Origin of the sequence: Lutibacter citreus (assembly GCF_003260195.1) — a bacterium.
Classification (GTDB): Bacteria; Bacteroidota; Bacteroidia; order Flavobacteriales; family Flavobacteriaceae; genus Lutibacter; species Lutibacter citreus.
The window spans coordinates 637,036-662,535 of record NZ_QEIH01000002.1 but is presented as its reverse complement, the minus strand read 5'-3'; the positions used below and the strand labels follow the sequence as shown (position 1 = coordinate 662,535).

At 28.7% G+C, this 25,500-nt stretch carries 22 protein-coding genes and 1 pseudogene; 15 read left to right on the top strand and 8 right to left on the bottom strand.

Features of this window, described 5'->3' with window-relative positions; all coding sequences use genetic code 11:
- Positions 1-37 precede the first annotated feature (37 nt).
- Positions 38-3,859, bottom strand: coding sequence for a reprolysin-like metallopeptidase (locus tag DAD81_RS05915; protein ID WP_111707308.1), 3,822 nt, complete (start codon positions 3,857-3,859; stop codon positions 38-40).
- A gap of 154 nt (positions 3,860-4,013) precedes the next feature.
- Here DAD81_RS05915 and DAD81_RS05910 point away from each other — a divergent pair, with 154 nt between their 5' ends.
- The 3 genes from DAD81_RS05910 (at position 4,014) to serS (ending at position 6,828) form a co-directional block, all read left to right on the top strand.
- Positions 4,014-4,961: a bifunctional riboflavin kinase/FAD synthetase gene (locus DAD81_RS05910; protein ID WP_111707307.1), complete on the top strand. Its 948-nt coding sequence runs from the start codon at positions 4,014-4,016 to the stop codon at positions 4,959-4,961.
- A gap of 9 nt (positions 4,962-4,970) precedes the next feature.
- Positions 4,971-5,492: a hypothetical protein gene (locus tag DAD81_RS05905; protein WP_157961085.1), complete on the top strand. Its 522-nt coding sequence runs from the start codon at positions 4,971-4,973 to the stop codon at positions 5,490-5,492.
- Between the two features lie 61 nt (positions 5,493-5,553).
- A complete protein-coding gene (serS, locus tag DAD81_RS05900; protein ID WP_111707305.1) occupies positions 5,554-6,828 on the top strand; it encodes a serine--tRNA ligase in 1,275 nt (424 codons plus the stop codon).
- On the opposite strand, the gene DAD81_RS20805 is transcribed toward serS, so the two are convergent.
- Entirely contained in the window at positions 6,821-6,961 is a 141-nt protein-coding gene (locus DAD81_RS20805) for a hypothetical protein (protein ID WP_179950028.1), read from the bottom strand. The two genes, serS and DAD81_RS20805, sit on opposite strands and share 8 nt — an antisense overlap.
- A 136-nt stretch (positions 6,962-7,097) precedes the next feature.
- Between DAD81_RS20805 and DAD81_RS05895 the strand changes: the two genes are divergently transcribed.
- From DAD81_RS05895 to mgtE, 4 genes are read left to right on the top strand one after another with little or no spacing between them, the layout of a single operon-like run.
- Positions 7,098-8,873, top strand: coding sequence for a tetratricopeptide repeat protein (locus DAD81_RS05895; protein WP_111707304.1), 1,776 nt, complete (start codon positions 7,098-7,100; stop codon positions 8,871-8,873).
- A 50-nt stretch (positions 8,874-8,923) separates the two neighbouring features.
- Positions 8,924-9,256, top strand: a complete 333-nt coding sequence (locus tag DAD81_RS05890) for a DUF4286 family protein (protein WP_111707303.1) — start codon at positions 8,924-8,926, stop codon at positions 9,254-9,256.
- A gap of 4 nt (positions 9,257-9,260) precedes the next feature.
- Positions 9,261-10,037: a 16S rRNA (adenine(1518)-N(6)/adenine(1519)-N(6))-dimethyltransferase RsmA gene (gene rsmA / locus DAD81_RS05885; RefSeq protein WP_111707302.1), complete on the top strand. Its 777-nt coding sequence runs from the start codon at positions 9,261-9,263 to the stop codon at positions 10,035-10,037.
- Positions 10,027-11,379 carry a magnesium transporter gene (mgtE, locus tag DAD81_RS05880; RefSeq protein WP_111707301.1) on the top strand — a complete coding sequence of 451 codons (1,353 nt, stop codon included), beginning with the start codon at positions 10,027-10,029 and terminating at the stop codon, positions 11,377-11,379. The genes rsmA and mgtE overlap by 11 nt, the downstream gene beginning before the upstream one ends.
- Here the strand turns inward: mgtE and DAD81_RS05875 are convergent, their stop codons facing one another.
- Positions 11,380-11,916 (bottom strand): RNA methyltransferase, encoded by a 537-nt coding sequence (locus DAD81_RS05875; RefSeq protein ID WP_111707300.1) that lies wholly within the window; start codon positions 11,914-11,916, stop codon positions 11,380-11,382.
- 257 nt (positions 11,917-12,173) lie between these two features.
- On the opposite strand from DAD81_RS05875, the gene mutS reads away from it, so the two are divergent.
- The 4 genes from mutS to DAD81_RS05855 all read left to right on the top strand — a co-directional run bounded on the left by mutS (position 12,174) and on the right by DAD81_RS05855 (position 16,393).
- Positions 12,174-14,783: a DNA mismatch repair protein MutS gene (mutS, locus tag DAD81_RS05870; protein ID WP_218939668.1), complete on the top strand. Its 2,610-nt coding sequence runs from the start codon at positions 12,174-12,176 to the stop codon at positions 14,781-14,783.
- A gap of 125 nt (positions 14,784-14,908) precedes the next feature.
- Entirely contained in the window at positions 14,909-15,367 is a 459-nt protein-coding gene (locus DAD81_RS05865; protein ID WP_111707299.1) for an RNA methyltransferase, read from the top strand.
- A gap of 145 nt (positions 15,368-15,512) precedes the next feature.
- Entirely contained in the window at positions 15,513-15,830 is a 318-nt protein-coding gene (locus tag DAD81_RS05860) for a Sec-independent protein translocase subunit TatA/TatB (RefSeq protein WP_111707298.1), read from the top strand.
- 2 nt (positions 15,831-15,832) lie between these two features.
- A complete protein-coding gene (locus tag DAD81_RS05855; protein WP_111707297.1) occupies positions 15,833-16,393 on the top strand; it encodes a phosphatase PAP2 family protein in 561 nt (186 codons plus the stop codon).
- A 2-nt stretch (positions 16,394-16,395) separates the two neighbouring features.
- On the opposite strand, the gene DAD81_RS05850 is transcribed toward DAD81_RS05855, so the two are convergent.
- The 5 genes from DAD81_RS05850 to DAD81_RS05830 all read right to left on the bottom strand — a co-directional run bounded on the left by DAD81_RS05850 (position 16,396) and on the right by DAD81_RS05830 (position 22,877).
- Entirely contained in the window at positions 16,396-17,037 is a 642-nt protein-coding gene (locus DAD81_RS05850) for an O-methyltransferase (protein ID WP_111707296.1), read from the bottom strand.
- A 76-nt stretch (positions 17,038-17,113) separates the two neighbouring features.
- Positions 17,114-17,362: a hypothetical protein gene (locus DAD81_RS05845; protein ID WP_111707295.1), complete on the bottom strand. Its 249-nt coding sequence runs from the start codon at positions 17,360-17,362 to the stop codon at positions 17,114-17,116.
- Between the two features lie 12 nt (positions 17,363-17,374).
- Positions 17,375-17,941 carry a sigma-70 family RNA polymerase sigma factor gene (locus DAD81_RS05840; protein WP_111707294.1) on the bottom strand — a complete coding sequence of 189 codons (567 nt, stop codon included), beginning with the start codon at positions 17,939-17,941 and terminating at the stop codon, positions 17,375-17,377.
- Positions 17,942-17,967: 26 nt separating this feature from the next.
- The gene (locus tag DAD81_RS05835; RefSeq protein ID WP_111707293.1) at positions 17,968-22,008 is read right to left on the bottom strand and encodes a PAS domain S-box protein; all 4,041 of its coding nucleotides are present in this window, start codon (positions 22,006-22,008) and stop codon (positions 17,968-17,970) included.
- 86 nt (positions 22,009-22,094) lie between these two features.
- On the bottom strand, positions 22,095-22,877 hold the full coding sequence (locus tag DAD81_RS05830) for a sensor histidine kinase (protein ID WP_111707292.1): 783 nt from the start codon (positions 22,875-22,877) through the stop codon (positions 22,095-22,097).
- A gap of 149 nt (positions 22,878-23,026) precedes the next feature.
- On the opposite strand from DAD81_RS05830, the gene panB reads away from it, so the two are divergent.
- From panB to DAD81_RS05815, 4 genes and pseudogenes are all read left to right on the top strand, one after another.
- Positions 23,027-23,845 carry a 3-methyl-2-oxobutanoate hydroxymethyltransferase gene (gene panB, locus DAD81_RS05825; protein ID WP_111707291.1) on the top strand — a complete coding sequence of 273 codons (819 nt, stop codon included), beginning with the start codon at positions 23,027-23,029 and terminating at the stop codon, positions 23,843-23,845.
- Positions 23,845-24,777 (top strand): annotated as a pseudogene (locus DAD81_RS05820) (2-hydroxyacid dehydrogenase); the annotation flags it as partial. The gene panB and the pseudogene DAD81_RS05820, both read left to right, overlap by 1 nt.
- Complete coding sequence (locus DAD81_RS21230) at positions 24,751-25,194, top strand: VOC family protein (RefSeq protein ID WP_394340154.1); 444 nt, start codon at positions 24,751-24,753, stop codon at positions 25,192-25,194. The pseudogene DAD81_RS05820 and the gene DAD81_RS21230, both read left to right, overlap by 27 nt.
- 18 nt (positions 25,195-25,212) lie before the next feature.
- On the top strand, positions 25,213-25,500 hold the full coding sequence (locus tag DAD81_RS05815; RefSeq protein ID WP_111707289.1) for a TM2 domain-containing protein: 288 nt from the start codon (positions 25,213-25,215) through the stop codon (positions 25,498-25,500).

The following is a 25,500-nucleotide window of genomic DNA, read 5'->3' as shown; positions in this document are numbered from 1 at the left end:
ATTATTAAATAAAAAAACATTGGATAAGCTGTCTTTTTTATTCTTTAATAATTTTAAGTATCATTGGTATGTTAAGATTCACTTTTACAAAATACAATCCAGTGGCTTTGTTTGATAAATCCAAATCAACTTTACCGTCAATTACTTGATATTTTTTTGCGGATAATAATTGTGATTGTAAATTATACAACTCAATAAAAACACTCTTTTCCGTAATTGGTAAAGCTATTTTTAAATTTCCTTTTGTTGGGTTTGGGTATGCCAATATATCATTTGATATAATAATGGATTTAGAATAAATCCCTTCACAAGCTAATTTTGTTTTCACTTCAACAAAATCACCATTTTTTACGTCAATTACAAACTCATTAGAATCAGTTTCCAAAACAAGCTTATTATTTACAAAAATTGAAAAAGGAGCTGTTCCGTTTTCAAGTATAACAGTTGCTTTACCTAAATTTAAAGTGGTTTTACCAGATACTTCATCACTTTCGGCAATATCAACCGAAAAACATTGCCTAAACGATTCATCAATTACTTCAATACAAAAGTCATAACTATTTGGTAAAAACCCAGATATTTCAACTGAATTGGTAAATTCTATCTTAGATCCATCTATAAAAATCGCATAATTATGGGCTTCTTTTGTTGAAATATTTATTTGTCCATTTCCAGTATCTGGACAAGTTTCTCCTATACCTTCAATTGTAAAATTATTTTCTGGCAACGAAAATATTGAACAACCTGTATCATCAACCTCACTGCCAAGTGGTGTAAATTCACAAATATCAATATCATTAATTACACCATCTTTATCATCATCATTTCCTATTACATTTTCTCCACAAATTTCTATACTCCAGTTTTGAATAGATCCATAATCATCTGGGCCACCATCAATTGCTTTCAAAGTCCAATTTCCATAAGACTCTTCGTTTTTAAACTCAGACAAACTTTCTTGTGGAATAAAACTACCCGTAAATGGTGAATTTCCAAAGATTATTGAATTATCTGCTTCATCATCAAATACTGTATTTGTATAATTTAATCCTTCATCACCATTATTTTCTGATAATATAACTTCCTTTCCCGACGGACTTTTTAATATTAATGTTAAATCTCCAACCCATTCATGAAGTGCATTAACAGTTACATTTATATCTGTTACAATTTTATTATCTACAATAGTTATTATAGAAGAAACACCTCTTGATGAATTATCCGGAATATTAAGTGGTGTATCTTTTGAACTGTTTGAACTACAAATAACATTTGCAGTTGTGAATTTAAAAACTTCCGAAAAACTGCTTTCTCCACAATTATTCTTTCCTTTTATTCTCCAATAATAATCTTTATTAAACTCAAGTAACTTTGGTTCATAATTATTTACAGTTGACGTTGATGCTTCAACAATAGTCTTAAAATCAATATCTGAGGCTATTTCAATTATGTATTCCTCAATATTGTCACTCAAATTCCAGTCCAATGAATAAGGTTCAAATACACTTTCTAAATTGTTCTCCGGTAAATTTAACTTTGGAGAAATAATATTATCTGAAAATACTTTTAAAAATACTGCAGTATTTTTTTCTTCATTTACAGATGTTCCTTTAACTGTAATACCATAGTCTCCATCATCTTCCTCTCCAATTCCTGAAATTTTCATTTCAACAGAAGTATCATTTTCTGAAGCAGATTCAGGATTAAAAGAAACAGTTGCTCCTTCGGGTAAATCCGTTGCGGTAAAAGTAGTTTCTTCATTAAAGCTTAAAAAAGTTTTATAAGTCATATTAAAAATCACTTCATTTGGCGCACAACTAATTTTTGAAGTAACATCAAAATCCATAACAAATTCTGACGTTTCAATAGAAATATTTTTAATATTGGTATTAAAGAACACATTACCTACACTTTCAATTTTAATTCTTCCAACAGTAGTAGTTTTACTAGGTGCCACTATATTATAAGAACCATTATTTGGCACATTTGAAGCCAAAGTAATTGGAAATGTTACCCCTCCATCCTCTGAAAATAGAATATTTACTTTAGCACAATAAATAGGATCTTTATCTGTATTGGCAACATCCCAATTTACAGTTTGAACCGTTCCTGCAGACCACTCTTCTTCTTCAGTTTGAGAAGTAACTTTAAAAGGTCCTGCCGTATTCACAAACTCTATATTTAACTCTTTGCTAGCGCTTTGCCCACCATTTTCATTATTATCTCTTACATTCACGCCAAACTTCATAGTTCTTGAAACTGAAGGTAAGACTTCCCATTCATTAGATGTATTTCCTCCTAACACTGTTTCCATACTAGGAAAAACTCTTGTTTCACTATCACTTGGTGGTATAGATCTAAATGAAGGCCCCTGATTTGATGTTGCTACTAAAGGATGAGCTGCCACTTCAGTATCTAATTGCTCCCACGTATATGTTAAATTATCACCATTTACATCTGATGCATTTGCTGTTAATTGAAATGGTGTTGAAACTGGAATTATATAATTTTGTAATACTTCAATAGTTGGTGCGCTATTATTTATTGTTGATATTGAACCACAAGAACTAGCGCCTTCTTCAATATTCGCCCAAATTTCTCGAATACTTACTAAATGAAAATAATCATCACTAAAATTTTCAACATTATATGGAGAACAAAGACCTGAATATGCCATTATTGTTGATCCACTACCGGGTTCTACAGCCGTACCTCTATAAGAATTACCAGCACAATTACCAGCCGTAGCATTAAAAGTATGATGGGCACCAAATTGATGTCCCATTTCATGCGCAACATAATCAATATCATAACTAGGGCCAATAGGTTTTGCATCACCTGTAATTCCTTTTGCTTTCTGACCAGGAATACAAGGAGAATTTAATTGGGCTAACCCACCACCTCCGGTACTAAAAGTATGGCCAATATCATAATTTGACGATCCAATAATAGCGTCAATTTTTTGTTGACTTTCATCAATTAAACTATCAGAATCATCATTTGAAAAACCATCATTAGCAGAATTTAAAAAAATAATATCTGTATTATTACTTACTAATTTCATTGTTAAAGCAACATCTCTTTCAAATATTGCATTCACGCGTGTAATTGTAGTTACAATTGCAGATAATACGGCCTCTTTTTTCTCGCTATCTGTCGCTGAGGCACTTATTCCTTGATTGTCTAAATGAAATTGTGAATATTCTCCCGTAGTAGCAATTGCCAACCTAAAAGTCCTTAATTTACCATCATCTGCATTTGATTGTTTAGCAGAAACATTAGTAGGCGCTTTGGAAGCATGTGAATTAAAATCATCAAATTTACATTGAAATGCTTCTTCGGGAGGAGACAAACTAGATTTGCGATAAACTAAATAAGAATTACTCTCTTTTAAAGGATCAATAAATGTTGTACTCGAAAGGTTATCTAGAATCATCCCATGAAAACCCATATTTGTTAAACTAAAACGTATCCTTAAATTTGGATTATCAATTCCCTTGCCGGTATATGTTTTAATATTTGGATATTTATTTTGAAGGCTTTCCTCCATAACTGAAGCTTCATAAACTTGAAATTTTTCCAATTCACCATCACTATTTGGAAAACTTAAAATTAAACTTGATCTACTAATTTTATTTTTTCTTATTGGTGCCTTTTTTAGATATTTTTTTAAAGACTCTAAATTAAGATTGAGTTCTGATAATTTATTTTTATTTGAAAATCCTTTAATATTTTCAATAGAAGTTTTCTGTGATATCGCTTTTTTAGACCATAATTTATCTATATTCTGAGCAGAAACGATATGAAAGAGCATTAAAAAAAACAGCGAAAATATATAATTCTTATTCAAACTTTTCATTCTTTATTCATTTTTGTGAAAATGCAACCAACAAATATAGGCGGTTTATAAGTAGCGCACAATTTCAATGCCATATTTATGAATTTACTATCATCAATTTAATTAAATACAGTATTTTTGCTACTTTACAATCATTAAAATCAGGTTTAACACTTTGGAAATTTATACCAGTTTATCTAATTATAAATCAACAAATAAAACTTTTGTTACCATAGGCACCTTTGACGGAGTGCATATTGGACATAAAAAAGTTATTAAAAAGCTGATTAAAAGTGCAAAGAAAAACAAAGCTACTTCTGTATTATTAACATTTTTTCCTCATCCAAGAATGGTTCTTCAAAAGGACCTTGATATTAAGTTAATTAACACCATTGAAGAACGCACAAAACTGCTTGAAAAGTTAGGTTTAGATGTTTTAATAATTCATCCTTTTAACGAAGAGTTCTCCAGGTATTCTGCTCTAGATTTTGTTAGAAAAATATTGGTAAATACATTAAATATTTCTCAATTAGTAATTGGTTACGATCACCATTTTGGAAAAAATAGAGAAGGTAATTTTGAACAATTACAAGATTATGGTTTTACTTATAATTTTAAAGTGAAAAAAATTTCCCAACAAGAAATTAAAGATATAACTGTAAGTTCTACAAAAATAAGAAAAGCAATTGAAAACAGCGAAATAGCTAAAGCCAACAGTTATTTAGGTTATAACTTCATGCTAAATGGCACTGTAATTCACGGAAATAATTTAGGTGAAAAAATAGGATTTCCAACGGCTAATTTAAATATTAGTGAAGATTATAAACTTGTTCCAAAAACGGGTGCTTATATAGTTAAATCTAAACTTGGTAATAAATTTTATTTTGGAATGATGAATATAGGTTTTAGACCAACAGTGAGTGGAAAAAACCAAACAATTGAAATTCACTTTTTTGATTTTAAGGGGAATTTATACGATAAAAAAATAAAAATTGAAGTCATTAGTTTTTTAAGAGACGAGCACAAATTTGATTCTATAGAAAACTTAAAAATTCAATTAGAAAAAGACAAACTCAATTCAATTAACTTTCTTAAAAACGAATATTCTAAAACAAATTTTTAAATTAGTAATATGAAAAATTTGTTGATTGTGCTTCTTTTATTGACTGTCTCTTGTAAATCTAAACATGAAATAACTGAACATATCAATCAAAAAACTACTATTTGTCCTGAAAACAGTAATTGTACAATTGAGTTAATACCTAATAAATCTTTAGAGTTTAAAACTGATAATTTTGGAATTCTATATCCCGTTATTTCTGACGGAGAACATGTAATATTAAAATATACATTTCAAAAAAAACCTATTAAAAATACACAAGACAGTAATTACTCTGAAATTATTTACGCTGAATTAAATAAAACTATTTCTAATAAATCTTTACAAAACAAGAGCCTTCAAACTATAAAATTACATTTCGGACGACTATGCTATTGTAAAGGAACTACGGGTTATTTTCCTATTAAAAAAGGTGATTTTGAAATTTCAAACCTCAAAAATGATAAAGTAAAAATTGCTTTAAATTTTAGCATTTCTGAAGTGCCTCAAATAATTTCTAATTTTGAAGAAACCATTTCTTTAAAATCAAATTAAACTATTTGGTTTCTTTTCATAGCAATTTATTAAATTTGCCGTTCAATTAAAACTTAGAACAATGTTACAAGTTGGATTTATTAGAGAAAACAGAGAAGCTGTTTTAAAAGGTTTAGCAAAGAGAAATCTAAAAAACGCTGAAGAATTAGTAGATAATACTATTTTGGCTGATGAAGAAAGAAGAACAATTCAAACAGAATTAGACACTGTTTTAGCTGAATCAAATAAATTATCCAAAGACATTGGATTACTTTTTAAATCAGGAGAGCGTCAAAAAGCTGAAATTTTAAAACAAAAAACTGTTTTATTAAAAGAGCAGTCTAAAGATTTAACTGAAAAACTTCAGAATAAAGCTATAGAACTTCAAGACTTATTGTATTTAATTCCTAATATTCCTAACGAAATAGTTCCTGCCGGATCTACTGAAGATGATAATGAAACTATTTTTGAAGAAGGTGAAATTCCTGTTCTTCATAAAGATGCATTGCCACATTGGGAACTAGCAAAAAAATATGATATCATAGATTTTGAACTTGGAAACAAAATAGCTGGTGCCGGATTTCCTGTATATAAAGGAAAAGGAGCAAAATTACAACGTGCAATAATCAACTACTTTTTAGATAAAAATTCTGAAGCAGGTTATGATGAAGTTCAAGTTCCTCATTTAGTAAATGAAGCTTCTGGAATTGCAACTGGTCAATTACCCGATAAAGAAGGGCAAATGTATCATGATGCGCAAGATAATTTATATTTAATTCCAACGGCTGAAGTTCCTGTCACAAATATATTTAGAGACGTTATTTTAAAAGAAGAAGATTTTCCTATTTGCAAAACAGCTTATACTCCTTGTTTTAGACGCGAAGCTGGTTCTTACGGAGCGCATGTTCGTGGATTAAATAGGTTACACCAATTTGATAAAGTTGAAATTGTTCGTGTTGAGCATCCTACAAAATCTTACGAAGCTTTGGATAGCATGGTAAACCACGTAAAAAGTATTTTACAAGAATTAAACCTTCCCTACAGAATTTTAAAATTATGTGGTGGCGATATAGGTTTTACCTCAGCATTAACATTTGATTTTGAAGTTTTTTCAACAGCTCAAGATCGTTGGTTAGAAGTAAGTTCTGTTTCTAATTTTGAAAATTTCCAAGCAAATAGATTAAAACTACGTTTTAAAAATAGCAATGGAAAAAGCGAATTAGCACACACATTAAATGGTAGTTCATTAGCTTTACCAAGAGTTCTAGCCGGCTTATTAGAAAATTGTCAAACTCCTGAAGGAATTAAAATCCCTAAAGTATTGGTCCCATATTGTGGTTTTGAGCTAATTAATTAGCACGTACAGTAATCAATTTTTTGTAGTGATTCATTTCAATTAAGGCATCAAAATATTTATGTAATTGACCTTTTTTCATGAATTTCACTGCATTCTTTTTAGCTGTTTCGTATTGTTTGATTAATTCTTTCATAATGTAAAAATTTAGTTTGTTTGTATTATTAAGACAATATCTATGCCAAATTGTTACAGCATTTTCTCAAAATAGGAAGTATTTATAAAAATTTTAACACTTCTTTAATTATCTTTGAATGAATTAAAACACTTAAATGCGCAAAATTATTTTCTTACTTATCTGTTGTTATTCCCTACAAATAAAGGCGCAAGATGCATCGCTTGCTTATCTTTATTTTAGAAATGGAGAATACGAGAAAGCTGCATCTTTGTACAAAACATTGCATGAAAAAAACCCAATAAATACTAGTTACTTAAACTATTTAGTGGATTGCTATCAACAAACAGAAGATTTTAATAAAGTAAAATCGCTCTTAAATACCCAACTTAGTAAAATTCCAAATCAACACTATTTATGGGTTGAACTAGGTTATAATTATCAACTGCAACATAAACAAGATAGTGCTGAAGTTTATTATAAAAAAGCAATAAACTCTATTGAAAAATCTAGTAATCAGGGATATTTAATAGGTAGAACTTTTCAAGGAAATTATTTATTAGATTATGCTCTTACTTCCTATCAAAAAGCAATGGAATTAAATCCTTCTGCAAATTACAACCTTCAAATAGCTTCAATTTATGGTGAAAAAGCTGATTTAGAAAACATGTTTAAAACATATCTAAACCTTGTTGAATCTAATCCCAATTATTTGTCTTCAGCTAAAATATATATTAGTAAATATATTACTGATGATCCTGAAAATGAATCGAATAAGCACTTAAAAAAATTATTAATTCAACGAATGCAAAACAACCCTCAAAATAGTTGGAATCAATTATTAAGCTGGTTATTTATGCAGCAAAAGGATTATGGAAAAGCTTTAATTCAAGAAAAAGCATTATTTAAAAGAAACCCTACAAATTTAAAAAGCATTATTGATTTAGGTTCCATAGCTTTTGAAAATAAACAATACATAATTTCTAAAAACTGTTTTACATATGTTTTAGAAAACACCACAACTAAAGAAGAGCAGATAACTTCTAAATTATATTTATTGCAATCGGATCTGGAATTGAATGCACCAATTACTGAGATTGAAAATCAATTCAACCAAATTTTTAATGAATATGGTAAAAATATAAACACTTTAAACATTCAGTTAAAATTTGCAGAATTTTTAGCATTCAAAAAAAACCACCCTTCAGAAGCTATTACAGTTCTTAAGAAAGCCTTAAAACTACCCTTAAATGAATTTCAACAAGGGCAAACAAAAACAAAATTAGCAGACATTTATTTATTAACAAATAAATTTAGTACTGCTCTAATTCTTTATACACAAGTACAAAATAAATTAAAAAATCATGAAATAGGACAAAGTGCACGATTTAAAATTGCACAAACATCTTATTTCAAAGGAGATTTTGAATGGGCACAATCACAGCTTAAAGTATTAAAAAACTCCACATCTCAACTAATTTCTAATGATGCTTTAGATTTAAATTTATTAATAACCGATAACGCCTTTAAAGACAGTTTAAAAGTAGCATTAAAGAAATATGCGTATGCAGATTTACTGTCTTATCAAAATAAAAACAGACAGGCTATAGATTCTTTAAATATTGTTTTAAATAACTTTAAAGGCCATCCAATAGAAGACGAAGCATTATTTAAACAAGCTCAATTATTTGAAAAAACCAATGATTTTGATAAAGCAATTTTAAATTATTTGAAAATAATAGCGTTAAACAAAGATGATATTTTAGCTGATGACGCAACTTTTAATTTAGCCGAATTGTATTTAAATAAAATGAACGACATTGAAAACGCTAAAAATTACTACAAAAAAATTGTTTTTGAATATCCCTCAAGCATTTATCTAGTTGATGCTCGAAAAAAGTATAGAAAACTTAGAGGAGACAATATTAACTGAAACCTAGAATCTTTGTACCTTTGAATAGTAAACCACCTTAAAAAAAAACTATGTATATATATAATGTTACAACCAACGTTAGCGAAGCAATTCATAAAGAATGGCTTACTTGGATGAAACAAACCCATATTCCGGCAATGCTGGCAACAGGAAAGTTTTCAAAAGCAAAAATGGTTCAAGTATTGGTTGAAGAAGAAATGGGTGGCGTAACATATTCTGTACAATATACCACAGACAGCGCTGAAACTCTGGAAGCATATTATAATGAAAATGCTACCAAATTAAGAAATGAGGCAATGCATTTATTTAAAGATAAATTAGTTTCATTTAGAACAGAACTAAAGCTTATTAATGAACAATATAGTATGAGTTTAAAAAATTAATTTTATGAGTGTAAGAGCAAAAAAACACTTAGGTCAACATTTTTTAAAAGATGAACTAATAGCACAACAAATTGCTGATAGTTTAACTGGAAACGCATATAAAAACGTATTAGAAATTGGTCCTGGAATGGGTGTTTTAACAAAATACTTGCTCAAAAAACCATTTACAACCCACGTTATTGAAATAGATACAGAATCGGTTGAATATTTACAGGCACACTACTTAAACTTAGCCAATAGAATTATTGAAAAAGATTTTCTAAAAGTTGATTTAAAAGAATTTTTTAGAGACGAACAAGTTGCCATTATTGGTAATTTTCCATATAATATCTCAACACAAATAGTTTTTAAAACACTTGAAAACAGAGATCAAATTCCAGAATTTGCTGGTATGTTTCAAAAAGAAGTAGCCAAGCGTATTGCAGAAACAGCAGGAAGTAAAGTTTACGGAATTTTATCAGTTCTAACACAAGCTTTTTACGATGTTGAATATTTATTTACCGTTCCACCAACAGTATTTAATCCTCCTCCAAAAGTAGATTCTGGAGTTATAAAACTTACTAGGAAAGAAAATTACGAGTTACCTGTTGATGAAAAATTATTTTTTAGAGTTGTAAAAACAGCTTTTCAACAAAGAAGAAAAACACTTCGAAATAGTTTAAAAACAATGAATTTATCAGATAGTTTAAGAGAAGACCCTATCTTTAATCAACGTCCTGAGCAATTATCTGTTCAAGAATTCATTAATCTTACTTCTAAAATAGAAAAAGATGCCGTTTGAAATTACAACAGAATACATAGAAGAAATTCAACAACTAATTGCTGAAAAGAATAATAAAACACTTCTAAGTAATTTAGAAGAATTTCATTATGCTGATATTGCAGAATTAATTGAAGAACTTGATACCGAAGAAGCCATTTATTTAATAAAATTATTAGATAGTGATGTAACGGCTGAAGTAATTGCCGAATTAGACGAAGATGATCGTGAACAAATATTAAAAGGACTTTCTTCAAAAGAAATTGCGGAAGAACTTAATGAATTAGATACCGATGATGCTGCCGATATTTTCTCGGAACTTTCTGACCAACAAAAAGAAGAGGTAATTTCTCATATTGATGATTTAGAACACGCCAAAGAAATTGTTGAACTTTTACGTTATGATGAAGATACTGCCGGTGGTTTAATGGCAAAAGAATTAGTAAAAGTAAATGAAAATTGGAATGTACTTACTTGCGTTAAGGAAATGCGAGCACAAGCCGAAGAAGTTTCTAAAGTTCATTCAATTTATGTTGTAGATGATAATGATGTTTTAAAAGGGCGTTTATCTTTAAAAGATTTATTAACCACTTCAACAAAAACAGCTATTAAAGATGTTTACATTAATAAAGTAGATTCTGTAAATGTTCATGAAAAAGCTGAAGATGTTGCACGTATTGTACAAAAATATGATTTAGAAGCCATTCCTGTAGTTGATGAGATGGGACGTTTAGTAGGTAGAATTACTGTTGATGATATTGTTGATGTAATTATAGAAGAAGCAGAAAAAGATTACCAAATGGCTGCAGGTATTTCACAAGATGTTGAAGCCGACGATACCATTTGGGAACTTACAAAAGCACGTTTACCTTGGTTAATTTTAGCCTTGTTTGGAGGTTTTATAAGTGTATCTGTATTAGGTGGTTTTGGAGATGCAATGAAACAATTCCCTGAGTTATTTTTCTTCACACCTTTAATTGCTGCAATGGCAGGAAATGTTGGTGTACAATCTTCTGCAATTGTTGTACAAGGTTTAGCAAATGATAGTTTAAGAGGTTCTTTATGGAAAAGACTTATTAAAGAAGTAACTCTTAGTTTTTTAAATGGATTAATTCTTGCTTTACTATTAATGTCTGCCGGAATGTTCTTTTTAGGATTTCAATTTAAAGTTGGATTAACAGTTGCTATTTCATTAATTTCTGTTATAATTATTGCTTCAATTATAGGGACTTTTGTTCCAATTATTTTAGATAAAAGAAATATAGATCCAGCCCTAGCTACTGGACCTTTTATAACTACTAGTAATGATATTTTAGGAATATTAATTTACTTCTTAATCGCTAAAACTATTTTAGGCTTTTAACTAATTCTTAAACTGAAACTTCTTAAATAAATCCCAAAGTACAACACCGCAACTTACCGAAATATTTAAAGAATGCTTCGTGCCAAATTGTGGAATTTCAATACAATAATTACTTGCAGAAACAACTTCTTGTTGCACTCCTTTTACTTCATTCCCCATTACAATTGCGTACTTTTGGTTGGGGTCAATATTAAAATCTTGTAGCATTGTACTATTCTCAGCCTGCTCTATAGAAGCTACTTTTACATTTTCTTCTTTTAATTTTTGAACTAAAGAAAGTGTGTCTTCAATATATTCCCAAGCTACAGATTCTGTTGCCCCTAATGCCGTTTTATGAATTTCTTTATGTGGTGGTTGAGCTGTAATACCGCACAAATAAATTTTTTCAATTAAAAAAGCATCACTTGTTCTAAAAACGGATCCAATATTGTTTAAACTTCTTATGTTATCTAACACCACTATTAAAGGAATTTTAGCCGTTTTTTTAAAGTCTTCAACATTTAGCCTTCCCAGTTCGCTATTTTTTAATTTTCTCATAATTTTTTAATATATATGTAATGAAATGTAACATAAACGTCACTCTGAACTTGTTTCAGGGTCGCATTAATTAAAGTGTTGATTCTTATGTTATGAAATGCTAAAAAAAATTCAGCATAACGATAATTAAATTCTTGTTATTAATTTATTGGTATTCTACTTATCAATTGAATTATGTGATTCTTTTCAATCATTAAATTTTTCAATCTTTCAATATAAAATGTAACTTCGCAAAACTAACTTAATTTCCTAAAAAATTGGCAGCAAAACCAAAGAAAGTAACCCCTTTAATGAAACAATACAATGCAATTAAGGTGAAATATCCTGATGCAATGTTACTATTTAGAGTTGGAGATTTTTATGAAACCTTTGGAGAGGATGCCAAAAAAGCAGCGCATGTTTTAGGAATCATTTTAACCAAGCGAGGTGCTGGTAGCGCTACCGAAACGGCACTTGCAGGTTTTCCACACCACTCATTAAACACTTATTTACCTAAGCTGGTAAAGGCAGGAATGCGTGTTGCAATTTGTGATCAGTTAGAAGATCCAAAAATGACAAAAACCATAGTAAAACGTGGTGTAACCGAGCTAGTAACTCCTGGTGTAGCATTAAACGATGAAGTTTTACAGTCTAAAACAAATAATTTTTTAGCTGCTATTCACTTCGGAAAAAAACAAATTGGAGTTTCTTTTTTAGATGTTTCTACCGGTGAATTTTTAACAGCTCAGGGCAATAGTGAATATATAGATAAATTGTTGCAAAACTTTAATCCAAGTGAAGTTTTGGTTCAAAAACAACATAAAAATAAGTTTTTAGAACTTTTTGGTGATCGATTTTATACATTTTATTTAGAAGATTGGATTTTTCAGACTGAATATGCGCTTGAAACATTAACCAATCATTTTAAAGTAAAAACATTAAAAGGTTTTGGTGTTGACGATTTACATGAAGGTATTATTTCTTCGGGTGCTGTACTTTATTATTTAAGCGAAACCCAACATAACAAATTAGATCATATTACGGTAATTAACCGAATTTCTGAAGACAACTATGTTTGGATGGATCGTTTTACCATCAGAAATTTAGAGTTATACAATTCTACTTCGGTAAATGCAGTAACATTGTTAGATGTTATTGATAAAACTATTTCGCCAATGGGTGGAAGGTTATTAAAACGTTGGTTGGCACTGCCTTTAAAGGATATTAACAGAATAAAAAAACGGCACGATATTGTAAAATATTTAATTGATACTGATGCTTTTTTAGATTTAGCAACTTACCAAATTAAGCAAATTAGTGATATTGAACGTTTGGTTTCAAAAGTTGCAACTGGGAAAGTAAATCCGCGTGAAGTTGTTTTGTTAAAAAACTCTTTAAACGCTATAATTCCTATAAAAGAAGCTGCTGAAAAGAGTAAAAATGAATCGTTAAAAATTATTGGAGAACAATTACAAAATTGCAATACGCTTCGCGAAAAAATTACCAAAACATTAAACGAAGATGCTCCGGTAAATATTAATAAAGGAAATGCCATTGCAAGTGGAATTTCAAAAGAATTAGATGAATTAAGAGCAATTTCAACATCTGGAAAGGATTATTTAGATGCAATGTTGGCGCGTGAAATTGAACGCACTGGAATTACTTCATTAAAAATAGCATTTAATAATGTTTTTGGATATTATATTGAAGTTAGAAACTCACATAAAGATAAAGTTCCTGAAGAATGGATTCGTAAACAAACCTTGGTAAATGCAGAGCGTTATATTACTGAAGAATTAAAAGAATACGAAACCAAAATCTTAGGAGCCGAAGAAAAAATTGGTAAACTAGAACACGACCTTTTTGCTGAATTAATTAGTAATTTGTTAGATTATATTCAACCAATACAGTTAAATGCGCAGTTAATTGGACAAATAGATTGTTTGTTGTCTTTTGCTGAATTAGCTAAATATAATAATTATGTTCGTCCACAAATTGATGAATCTTCAGATTTAGAAATTAAAAACGGACGTCATCCTGTTATAGAAAAACAATTACCAATTGGCGAAGAGTATATTGCAAATGATGTTGTTTTAAACAGAACTCAACAGCAAATAATTATGATTACCGGTCCTAATATGTCTGGTAAATCGGCAATTTTACGTCAAACAGCATTAATTGTTTTGTTAGCTCAAATGGGAAGCTATGTACCTGCACAAAATGCTAGAATTGGTATTGTAGATAAGATTTTTACTCGTGTTGGTGCCAGTGATAACATTTCAATGGGCGAATCTACTTTTATGGTAGAAATGAATGAAACTGCAAGTATTTTAAACAATATTTCGGAACGTAGTTTAGTGTTATTAGATGAAATTGGACGAGGAACAAGTACCTATGACGGAATTTCAATTGCTTGGGCAATTGCTGAATACTTACACGAACATCCTTCAAAAGCAAAAACATTATTTGCTACACATTATCACGAGTTAAATGATATGACTAATACATTTAACCGTGTGAAAAACTTTAATGTATCAGTTAAAGAGTTAAAAGATAAAGTAATTTTCTTGCGTAAATTAGTTTCAGGAGGAAGCGAACATAGTTTTGGTATTTACGTTGCAAAACTAGCTGGAATGCCAACGGCTGTAATTCATAGAGCTACTAAAATGCTAAAACAATTAGAGAAAAATCACACAAATGATGATGTTAAGGAAACACTTAAAAATGCTTCTGAAGATGATATGCAATTAAGCTTTTTTCAATTGGATGATCCATTGTTAGAAGATATTAAAGAGGAGATTCTTTCAACAAATATTGATACTTTAACACCTATTGAAGCATTAATGAAATTGAATGAAATTAAACGAATGCTTATTAAGAAAAAATAGAATTAATTAAGTAAACTCCGTAATTCTCAACTTAAATCAGAATCTCATTATATAATCGTTAATAATTATGAGAACCTGAAACAAGTTCAGGTTGACGAATTTAAAAAAAAAATAGTAAAAGTATAATGGTAAATAATTTAGAACAGGGCTTTTTTGGTATTGGTATTCAAAATGGTAAAACTCCTGAAAACTTAGGTGTTTTATGGCGTTCTGCTCAAAATATGGGAGCTAGTTTTATATTTACTATTGGAAATAGGTATGCAAAACAAGCTTGCGACACGCATAAAGCTGTTGGCGCAATGCCTTATTTTCATTATGAAAATTTTCAAGATTTCTACAAAAACCTGCCTAAAGGAGCACAATTAGTTGGTGTAGAATTAGACGAAAAAGCAGTGCATCTTGAAACATTTACACATCCAAGACGTTGTGTATATCTATTAGGAGCTGAAGATCACGGATTGTCTAACGCTGCTATTGAAAAATCACATTTTTTAGTGAAATTTAAATCTACACTGAGTTTAAATGTGTCTGTTGCAGGTAGTATTATAATGTATGATAGACAAATGAAACTAAACTTTAGTTAATTGTAGTATCTTTTCTCTGTAAAAACATGAATCTTCTTAAAAAAACACAAAATTTATGTTCACATAGTTAATACATCATTTTTTTATTTGTTTTAAAAAAATTTCAAATAAAAAAAATCACGTACTTTTGTAAAAAATAATTTGAATGTTTTTATTTATAAGTGGAGCTGAAATTTTTGTAATACTAGTTATTGTAGTAATGCTTTTTGGTGCAGATAAATTACCCGAAATTGCTCGTGGACTTGGAAAAGGTATGAGACAGGTAAAAGACGCCACCAATGATATTAAACGAGAAATAAAAAATAGTGCCGAAAAGAACGATATTAACCTTGATATTGTTACTAATGTTAAAAAAGAAATTAGTAAAGTAACTGATAATATTGAAGATTTTAGTAGTCCTGTAAAAAAAATAAAAGACAATGTTATTGATGAAATAACGGGGCCTATTAAACGAACTAAATAAAGGTGGAATTACTCAATTCACTTATAGAATACGACAAACAACTTCTAATTTATTTGCATTCTCAAGGAACAATTTTTTGGGATAAATTTTGGCTTTTTATTACAAATCCATTTTATTGGATTCCTTTATTTTTTATATTATTTTATCTAGGATATAAAGCCTTCGGACTTAAAAAGGCCTGTTTAACAACATTTTTTACAATGTTAAGTGCAATTAGTTCATTTGCAATAGTAAACCTCATTAAAAACAATATTCAAAGATTAAGACCTATTAATGACACTTCAATTAATAAAAATTTTAGAATACTAATAGAGGCTAATGACTTTAGTTTTGTTTCTGGGCATTCAACCGTTTCATTTACAATTGCATTTTTATCTTTTTGGATTTTAAAGAAGTATTACAAATTATCTTATTTGATTTTTCTATTCCCAATTCTATTTGCTTATAGCCGCATTTATTTAGCTGCTCATTTTCCATTAGATATTTTATTTGGAGCAATTTTAGGATATTTTATAGCTGTTATATATTATAAAATTGTTTATTATTTTCTTTGTAAAATGTAAAACTATTTTACTCTACTAATTGTTAAACCATCTCTAATAGGTAGTAAAACTGTTTCTATTCTAGTATCTGTATTCAACAACTTATTATACTCTATAAGTATTTTAGTATCAACATCTTTTTTTTCAACTTCTTTAACAACCTTACCGTTCCACAAAACATTATCAGATAAAATTACCCCTCCTGAATTCATTTTATCAATTATTAAATTGAAATAGTTAATGTAATTAGATTTGTCTGCATCAATAAATACCAAATCAAATTTGTCATTTAATGTTGGTATAATTTCAATTGCATTACCAATTAACTGACTTATATTATTTTTATACAATGATTTATTAAAGTACTTTTTTGCAAAATCCTCTAACTCTTCATTTTTATCAATAGTAATAAGTTTCCCTTCTTTTTTAATTCCTTCAGCTAAACATAATGCAGAGTACCCTGTGTAAGTCCCTATTTCTAATATGTTCATAGGAGCTATTAATTTAGATAACATAGACAAAACTCTTCCTTGAAAATTACCACTTAGCATACGTGGATTTAATATTTTTTGCCAAGTTTCTTTATTCAATTCTTTTAATAGTTCTGGCTCATTTTGAGAATGATCTACTACATAGTTATCTATTTCGTCTGGTAAAAAACCCATTGTATTTTTTTTGATATTACAAAAAAACGGAACGTTTTTAAGGTTCCGTTTAATATTACTTTTTTAATTCTGTTTATTATAACTTTTCTAATACTTCTTGCTCCATTGTTTTTTTCTCTTCATCGCCCAAACATCTTTCTTCTTTTTTTATAACTTCTTTATGTTTATTAAAACACTTAGTCATTACTACATTTTGTTTAGAATATGTACCACAATTTTTACACAAAAAAATATGAATATTAAGTTTTATTTTGTCCCATAATGATGCTTCCCCATATTGGCTTTTGTCACAAATTGTTGTTGCTTCGTCACATGTTAATTTCATTATTTCGTTTCTTTAATTATTAAACCAATTTACTTCCATACATTTTCTTAGTTGAGTTCTTGCCCTATGAATAATAACCCATAGATTTGACGATGTAATATTTAATTCCTTACATATTTCTTCCGTTCCAAAATCTTGAATTGTTTTCATTCTAAACACCATAGCATACTTTTTTGGTAAATTACCAATACATTTTTCTAAAGCAACACTTAACTCTTCATTTTCAATAGATTTTTCAATATTATTAACCCAAGAACTAGGAACACGCTCTTCAATCCATTCTCCTTCTCTTTCCCCGTCTGAATAAAAATTCATTTTCACTTCTGCCTTTGCTTTAGCTGAATTTATTTTTCTATAATGATCAATAATTTTCCTTTTTAAAATGGAAATTAACCAGGTTCTTTCACTTGCTTTTCCCTGAAAATTATCCTTAGCTTTAAGTCCTGCAAAAAAAGTCTCTTGAACTAAATCTTTTGCAACCTCATGATTATTAACCCTACTAATTGTATAATTAAAAAGGTAATCCGCATGCAGTTTAATCCAGTCATTTGGACTAAGTTTATGTATCTTTTGTGTCATTTATTTTTATATAATGAATAGCTAAATTAATTTAAATATTTATCAATCAAATTAAATAGTTCTTCTTTATCAATAGGCTTAGTTAAGTAGGAATCAAAACCTTTACTTAACGCTTTTTCTTTATCCGACTCCATTGCAAATGCGGAGAGGGCAATAATAGGTAAATTTGGCTTTACTTCTTTAATTTTTTGCATTGCATCATTTCCATTCATTACGGGCATTTTAATATCCATAAAAACAATGTCAATTTCATTATTATTTAGTGCTAAATCAACAGCTTTCGCACCGTTTTCTGCAGCAATAATTTTATAACATGAATTTGAAAATAATTCATTAATATAAATCATATTATATTCTTCATCCTCAGCTACTAAAATTATAACATCTTTTTTCGATTTCATTTCTATTTTTTCTTTTTTTCTTTTTCTAACCTTAAGTGATTTCACCTTTATAAATGGAATTGTAAAAAATACTGTAGTTCCTTTTTTATCAGATTCAATCCACATTTTTCCTTTAAATAATTCAATAAATTTTTTAGATATAGACAAACCTAATCCAGTTCCTTTATTTTGCCTATTCAACTCTACTTCTGCTTGAATAAACCTATCAAATATCCTATCTTGTAATTTCTTATCAATTCCAATTCCTGAGTCTTTTACATAAAATTTAAGTTCAGTATCATGAAATTCATATCCAAATTCCACACCACCTTTTTCAGTGAATTTAAAAGCATTTGACAGTAAATTTGTAAGTACTTGATTTAATTTTGTTTTATCTATGCTTATAATACTATCCTCATCACTAAGTGCTTTTTTATAATTTATTTGAAGATTATTATCTTTTGCAATAGGACTGTAGAATTGTAATAAATCTTCTAATAATTTATTAATATTTACATTGCTATAGTAAAGTTGAACTGCTCCAGCTTCAATTTTTGAAATATCTAAAACATCATTAACAATAGATAGTAATTGCTTGCTACTATTTATAACAATTTTAGCATACTCTCTCCTATCATTATCGGCTAAGTTAGAATCTAAAAATAATTCTGAAAACCCAATAATTCCATTCATTGGAGTTCTAATCTCGTGACTCATATTTGCTAAAAAAGCAGATTTTAGTCTATCTGATTCTTGTGCTTTAAATAATGCATTTTTAAGCTCTGCCTGAGAATTTCTAATTTGAATAGAACTACTAATTTGATTTGCAACAAACTCTAACAATTGTACATCGCTTTCAGAATATGAATCCTCACTTAAATAACTTTGAACTACTATTGCCCCAAAAACTTTTTCTTGCGTTTTTAATGGAGCGCCAATCCATACTTTAGATTTTGGCCCAACCATATCTACTTTTCCTTCTTTTATTAATTTTTCATGTTCTGAAGTATTAACTTTTAAAGGTTTTTGCGTTTTAATTACATAACCGGTTAAGGTTTTTTCTGCGGGAATATCTTGTACTTCAAATTGATACTCATCAATAATAAAAGGTGCGCTAATTGTATCATTTTCTTCATTATAAAGAGCAATGTAAAAATTATTGGTATCTATAATCTTATGTAATTCATTTTTTATAAACTCACCAAACTCATGAAAGTTATTTATTGTTAAAGCAGCCTTTGAAATGTTATAAATTACACCTTCTAGCTCCTCATTTTTTACACGTTCTGTTATATCTCTAATTACTGCATGAATTGCAATTTTATCATCATTTTCTTCAATTTTAGTTAAAGAAACCTCAGCCGGAAATACTTGTCCGTTTTTTCTTTTATGATACCACCTAAATCTATTACTTCCCTTTTCTATCGCAATTTTAATAAGTTCTTCGGCCTTTAAAAAAGAGCTAGTTCCATCTGGTTGAAAATCCGGAGATAGTTGAGAAAGGTGCAGTTTAATCAATAAATTTTTATCCTCATAACCAAATATTCTTAAAGTAGATTCATTACAATCTTCAAAAAAACCATCTTTCAAAATCATTACAGAATCTATAGACTTTTCAAAAATATCTCTATATTTTTTTTCTGATTTTTCAAGTAATTTTTTAGAATTTAATTTTTCCGTTATGTCTTCGGCCAATGATGCTATTCCTATAGAATTTCCTTCTGCATCTTTTAAAGCTACATTATACCAATCACAGGTAATAATATCTCCATTTTTTGTAATATTATCATTTGTATTTCTATACCCGCCTTTTTCATCAAGCAAATTCTTTGCAACGCAATTTACATTTGGTCTTATATTCTCTGGAACAATTAATTCGAGACCATTTTTTCCTTTAATTTCTTCAGCTGAATAACCAAAAATTCTTTGTGCCGAATTATTCCATTCTAAAACCTTCATTTGAGGGTCCCAAATAATTGAAGCCAAAGGAGTGTTTCTAAATTGATCTTCTAATCTTTGATTACTCTCAAAAAATAAATCTTGTGCTTTTTTCTTACCTGTAACATCCTGAATAACTCCTTGAATATGAGTGGTTTTACCTTTCTCGTTTTTATTTATATCATAGTTTACTTCTACCCACTTAATTTCCCCAGATTTAGTTAAAATTCTAATCGGGTTTGCTTTAAATCTTTCCGAATTAGATTCTTTTCTAAATTCAAAAAACTTCATTCTCATTTCTAACAAATCATCGGGATGAACTAATTCATGAATTTTAACTTTTCCATTTAAAAGTTCAATATGAGTATAACCAAATAAATCAATAGCATTTTCTGATGCAAATACAACTGGAAAATTTTTGGCATTTTCGCATAAAATTGCCACGGAAGAACTTTTATTTATAATATTATAGGCTTCTCTTATTTTAAATTCTGAAATTTTTTCATGTGTTATTTCATTAAATAGTATAAGCATCCCATCTTTTGATGGTATCATTCTATTTTCAAACCATCTTCCCCAAGGTGAAAAATAATTTTCAAAAGTTACAGGTTTTCTACTCTTAAAAGCTTTCTGATATTCATCAAAAAATACATCTCCCTCTTTTTCTGGAAACTCAGCCCATATATTATTTCCTATTAAGCTCTCAACTGGTTTCCCTAAAATATCTGCGGCTTCTTTATTTAAATATAAATAATTAGAATTATGATCAAGTATCACAAATCCGTCTTTAATACTTGATAAGGTATTTGATAATAAATTTTTTGTAGTGTTTAATTTTTTTTCTGAAATTACATTTTCAGTTATATCCTGACATATTCCTATAATTCTTACAATTTTTCCGTTTTCAATAATTACAGTTCTCTTCTCATAAACATATTTAAGCTCACCTTTTTTAGTTTTAATTCTATATTTAATAATTTTTATAGGATTATTAAGTAAATATTCAACCTGAAAATTATTAACTAAATTTAAATCTTCTTTATGAATTATTGAAAGGTAATACTCTAAACTTGGTGTTTGAGATTGCGCTTCTAACCCAAGCATATAAAAAAGTTCATCAGACCAGTTTAATTTTTTTTCTTTAAAATTATAATACCAACTTCCAATTTTTGCTATTGATTGTGACTCTTTGTATCTACTTTCACTTTCAGCTAAGGCGTTTCTAATTTGCAGTCTTTCTGTAACGTCTTCAACTGAAACTATAACCTTATCTAATGTTTCTTCACTTCCATCCGCAACCTTAAAATTAACAAGCACATTAAATTCATCCCCTTTTAATGTTTTATTTACAGTTTCTATTGTGGTTTCTTTTTTACCTAGTAAAATATCTACCAAAAGCTTTGAAAAACCTTCGTTTGATTTTTCTGTAAAAACTATATTCAAATTATCTAAAAGCTGCTCTTTACTTTCTGCTTTATACAATTTAAGCGTAATCTTATTCACCTCATTTATGCTGACTAAAGAAACAATTTTAGAAATTACTTGAGGATTATTATTTATATAAGTTTTAATATCAGTTTTGCAATCCTTTATTAAAGAATCTATATATAATTTTGCTTTTGAAAAGTCCTCTATCCACAATGAAACTGGAGCATTTTCAAAAAATGTAAAATATTTATCGAAGTCAATATTCGATTCTCTACTATTAAAATAGTTCTCTTTTTTATTTGGTAAATCTTTTTTAGCCATTTATTCTATTTTCATTGTAGATTAGAAAACATATAAATATAAGCAATTTTATAAACTTTTAATTTGATAATCTAAAATCACTCTTTTTATTCTCTAAAAACTACTTTCACCTGGGTTCCTTTATCCTTCTCGCTAATGATTGACACCTTTGCATTATGTAATTTTATTATTTTCTGAGCAACTGGTAATCCAAGACCTGTACATTTTTCATTATTATTAGATTTTGTATTCTCAGTAAAAAAGGGTTCAAATACCATATTAACACATTCTTCTGAAATACCAACTCCTAAATCGGAAATAATTGTTTCAATATTTCCATTATTTTTAGCAACTTCAATATTTACTTCTGAATTTTCATTAGAATAACGAATTGAATTGTTTAATATATTAGACAATGCAATTTTTAAATAATTTTTATCAATATTTAAAAATATATTATTCTCTGCTATACAATTTTTTATCAAAATACCTTTATTAGAGGCTATTTCTTTAAAACTATCTATAACCTCATTTAACAGCTCTATATAATTACATTTTTCTAAGTTAAGTTTAAAATTAACTGAATGCACTTGTTTATAGGTCGCAAAACTGTTTAGAATCTTTATAGAATAACCAGCTGATTCATTTACAATTCCAATGTAGCGTTTTAATTTATCAGGATCCATTTGCTCATCAGAATTCAAAATCATTTCTGAAAATGAATATACAACTCCAATTGGGTTTTTAACATCATGTAATAATTTAGAAACTAAATTTTCATATGCCAGAATTTCTTCATTTTTATTGTTTGTACAACCCTTAAGTTTTAAACTTAATTCAACTATTTTCTCTTCTAAAACTTCTATATAATCATTTTCTGTTTGACCCATCTTTTTCACTTAAATCATTTTCGGGGTAAATTTAAATATAAAATCCTAATTTTTAGGATAAGATTTACGATATCTAAAAATGAATCATATTTTTTTATGCAATTTCTATTTTCACTACTTTTACCTTTTTAAGATTAAATTTAGAAATAATGTCTACAGCAAAAAAAGAATATAAAAGAATTACTACCAAAACTTTGGTAGAAATGAAAAAGAACGGTGAAAAAATCGCAATGCTAACCGCTTACGATTACACAATGGCTAAAATTGTTGATAATGCAGGTATAGATGTAATATTGGTTGGAGATTCTGCCTCAAATGTAATGGCAGGACATGAAACAACTTTACCAATCACCTTAGATCAAATGATTTATCACGCTAGCTCTGTTATAAGAGCTATTGAACGATGTTTGGTAGTTGTAGATTTACCTTTTGGTAGTTATCAAGGCAACTCCAGAAACGCCTTAGAATCTGCAATTAAAATAATGAAAGAAACAGGTGGCCATGCTGTAAAGATGGAAGGTGGAAGCGAAATTGAAACTTCAATTACAAGAATTTTAACAGCTGGAATTCCTGTTATGGGACATTTAGGCCTAACGCCACAATCTATTTACAAATTTGGAACTTATACTGTTAGAGCTAAAGAAGAAGAGGAAGCAGACAAATTAAAAGAAGATGCCTTGTTACTAGAAAGCTTAGGATGTTTTGCTTTAGTTTTAGAAAAAGTACCCGCAAAATTAGCTAAAGAAGTTGCTAAAAGTTTAACAATTCCTGTTATTGGTATTGGTGCCGGAAACGGAGTTGATGGCCAAGTATTAGTTACTCACGATATGCTTGGAATGACACATGAGTTTCACCCAAGATTTTTAAGACGATATTTAGATTTATTTAGTGAAATGAAAGGCGCCTTTGAAAATTACATTTCTGATGTAAAAAGTGAAGATTTCCCTAATGATAATGAACAATATTAATGAAAGTTCTTTTTATAGATACAAACCATCCTTTACTTCAAAAAGGATTAGAAAAATTAGGTTGTGTTTGTGATGAAGATTACAAATCATCCAAAATTAAAATTGAAGAAAAAATTAGCGAATACAATGGTATTGTTATTAGAAGCAGATTTAATATAGATAAACATTTTATAGATAAAGCTACCAATTTAAAATTTATAGCACGTGTAGGTGCTGGTCTTGAAAGCATTGATGTTGAATATGCTGAAAGCAAAAATATTAAACTAATTTCCGCTCCCGAAGGTAATAGAAACGCTGTAGGAGAACATGCTTTAGGTATGATTTTATCTCTTTTTAACAATTTAAAAAAAGCAGATTTAGAAATTAGAAATGGCAAATGGCTTAGAGAAGCAAACAGAGGTCTTGAATTAGAAGGTAAAACTATTGGTTTAATTGGCTACGGAAATATGGGTAAAGCTTTTGCAAAAAAGCTGAAAGGTTTTAATGTTGAATTAATTTGTTACGATATTAAAGAAGGTGTTGAAGATGAAAACTGCAAACAAGTTTCTTTAAAAGAACTACAAGAAAAAACAGATGTCTTAAGTTTACATACTCCATTTAATGAGCTATCTCACAAAATGGTTAACCATAATTTTATCAATAACTTTAAAAAACCATTTTACTTAATTAATACCGCAAGAGGTTCTGCTGTAGTAACAGACGATTTGGTTGAAGGACTTAAAAACAAACAAGTTTTAGGCGCCTGTTTAGATGTGTTAGAATATGAAAAATTATCATTTGAAAATTTATTTGAAAATGATAATCTACCAGAAGCTTTTAGTTATTTAATTCACAATGAAAATGTATTGTTAACACCACATATTGCAGGGTGGACTGTTGAATCTAAAATAAAATTAGCACAAACAATTGTAGATAAAGTTGACTTACTTTTTTTTTCAAACAAAAAAGAAAATAAAAACGTTGAATTTAAAAGAGTAACAGGTATTGGTGGAATATTTTTTAAGACATCAAATCCCAACAAACTTAAAGACTGGTATAAATCTCATTTAGGTTTTAATGTTGATGATTGGGGTTCTACTTTTTGGTGGAAAACTAAAAATGGAAAACCTGCGAGTACTCAATGGAGTCCATTTGAAAATGAAACAACTTATTTTTCACCGTCAACTAAAGACTATATGTTTAATTACAGGGTAGATAATTTAGTTGAATTATTAAAAAAACTTAAAGAAGAAAAAGTAACCATTGTAGGCGAAATTGAAGAATTTGAATACGGAAAATTTGGATGGATATTAGACCCTGAAGGAAATAAAATTGAACTTTGGGAACCAATTGACTCTAAATTATTATAAATAAAACAACAAATTATTATGGATGTAATTGACGAAAAAGGAAACGTAATTCCTAAACAATCTGAAGAAAGTAAAAGAGTTTTAGCTGGTATTTTAGCTATTCTATTAGGGCCTTTTGGTGTTCACAAATTTATACTTGGTTACACAACTCAAGGTCTAATTTTACTTGCCATTACAATTTTAACTTGTGGTATAGGCGCTTCAATAACTTACATAATAGGTTTAATTGAAGGAATAATTTATCTAACAAAATCAGATGAAGAGTTTACATACCTATACCAAACCAATAAAAAAGAGTGGTTCTAA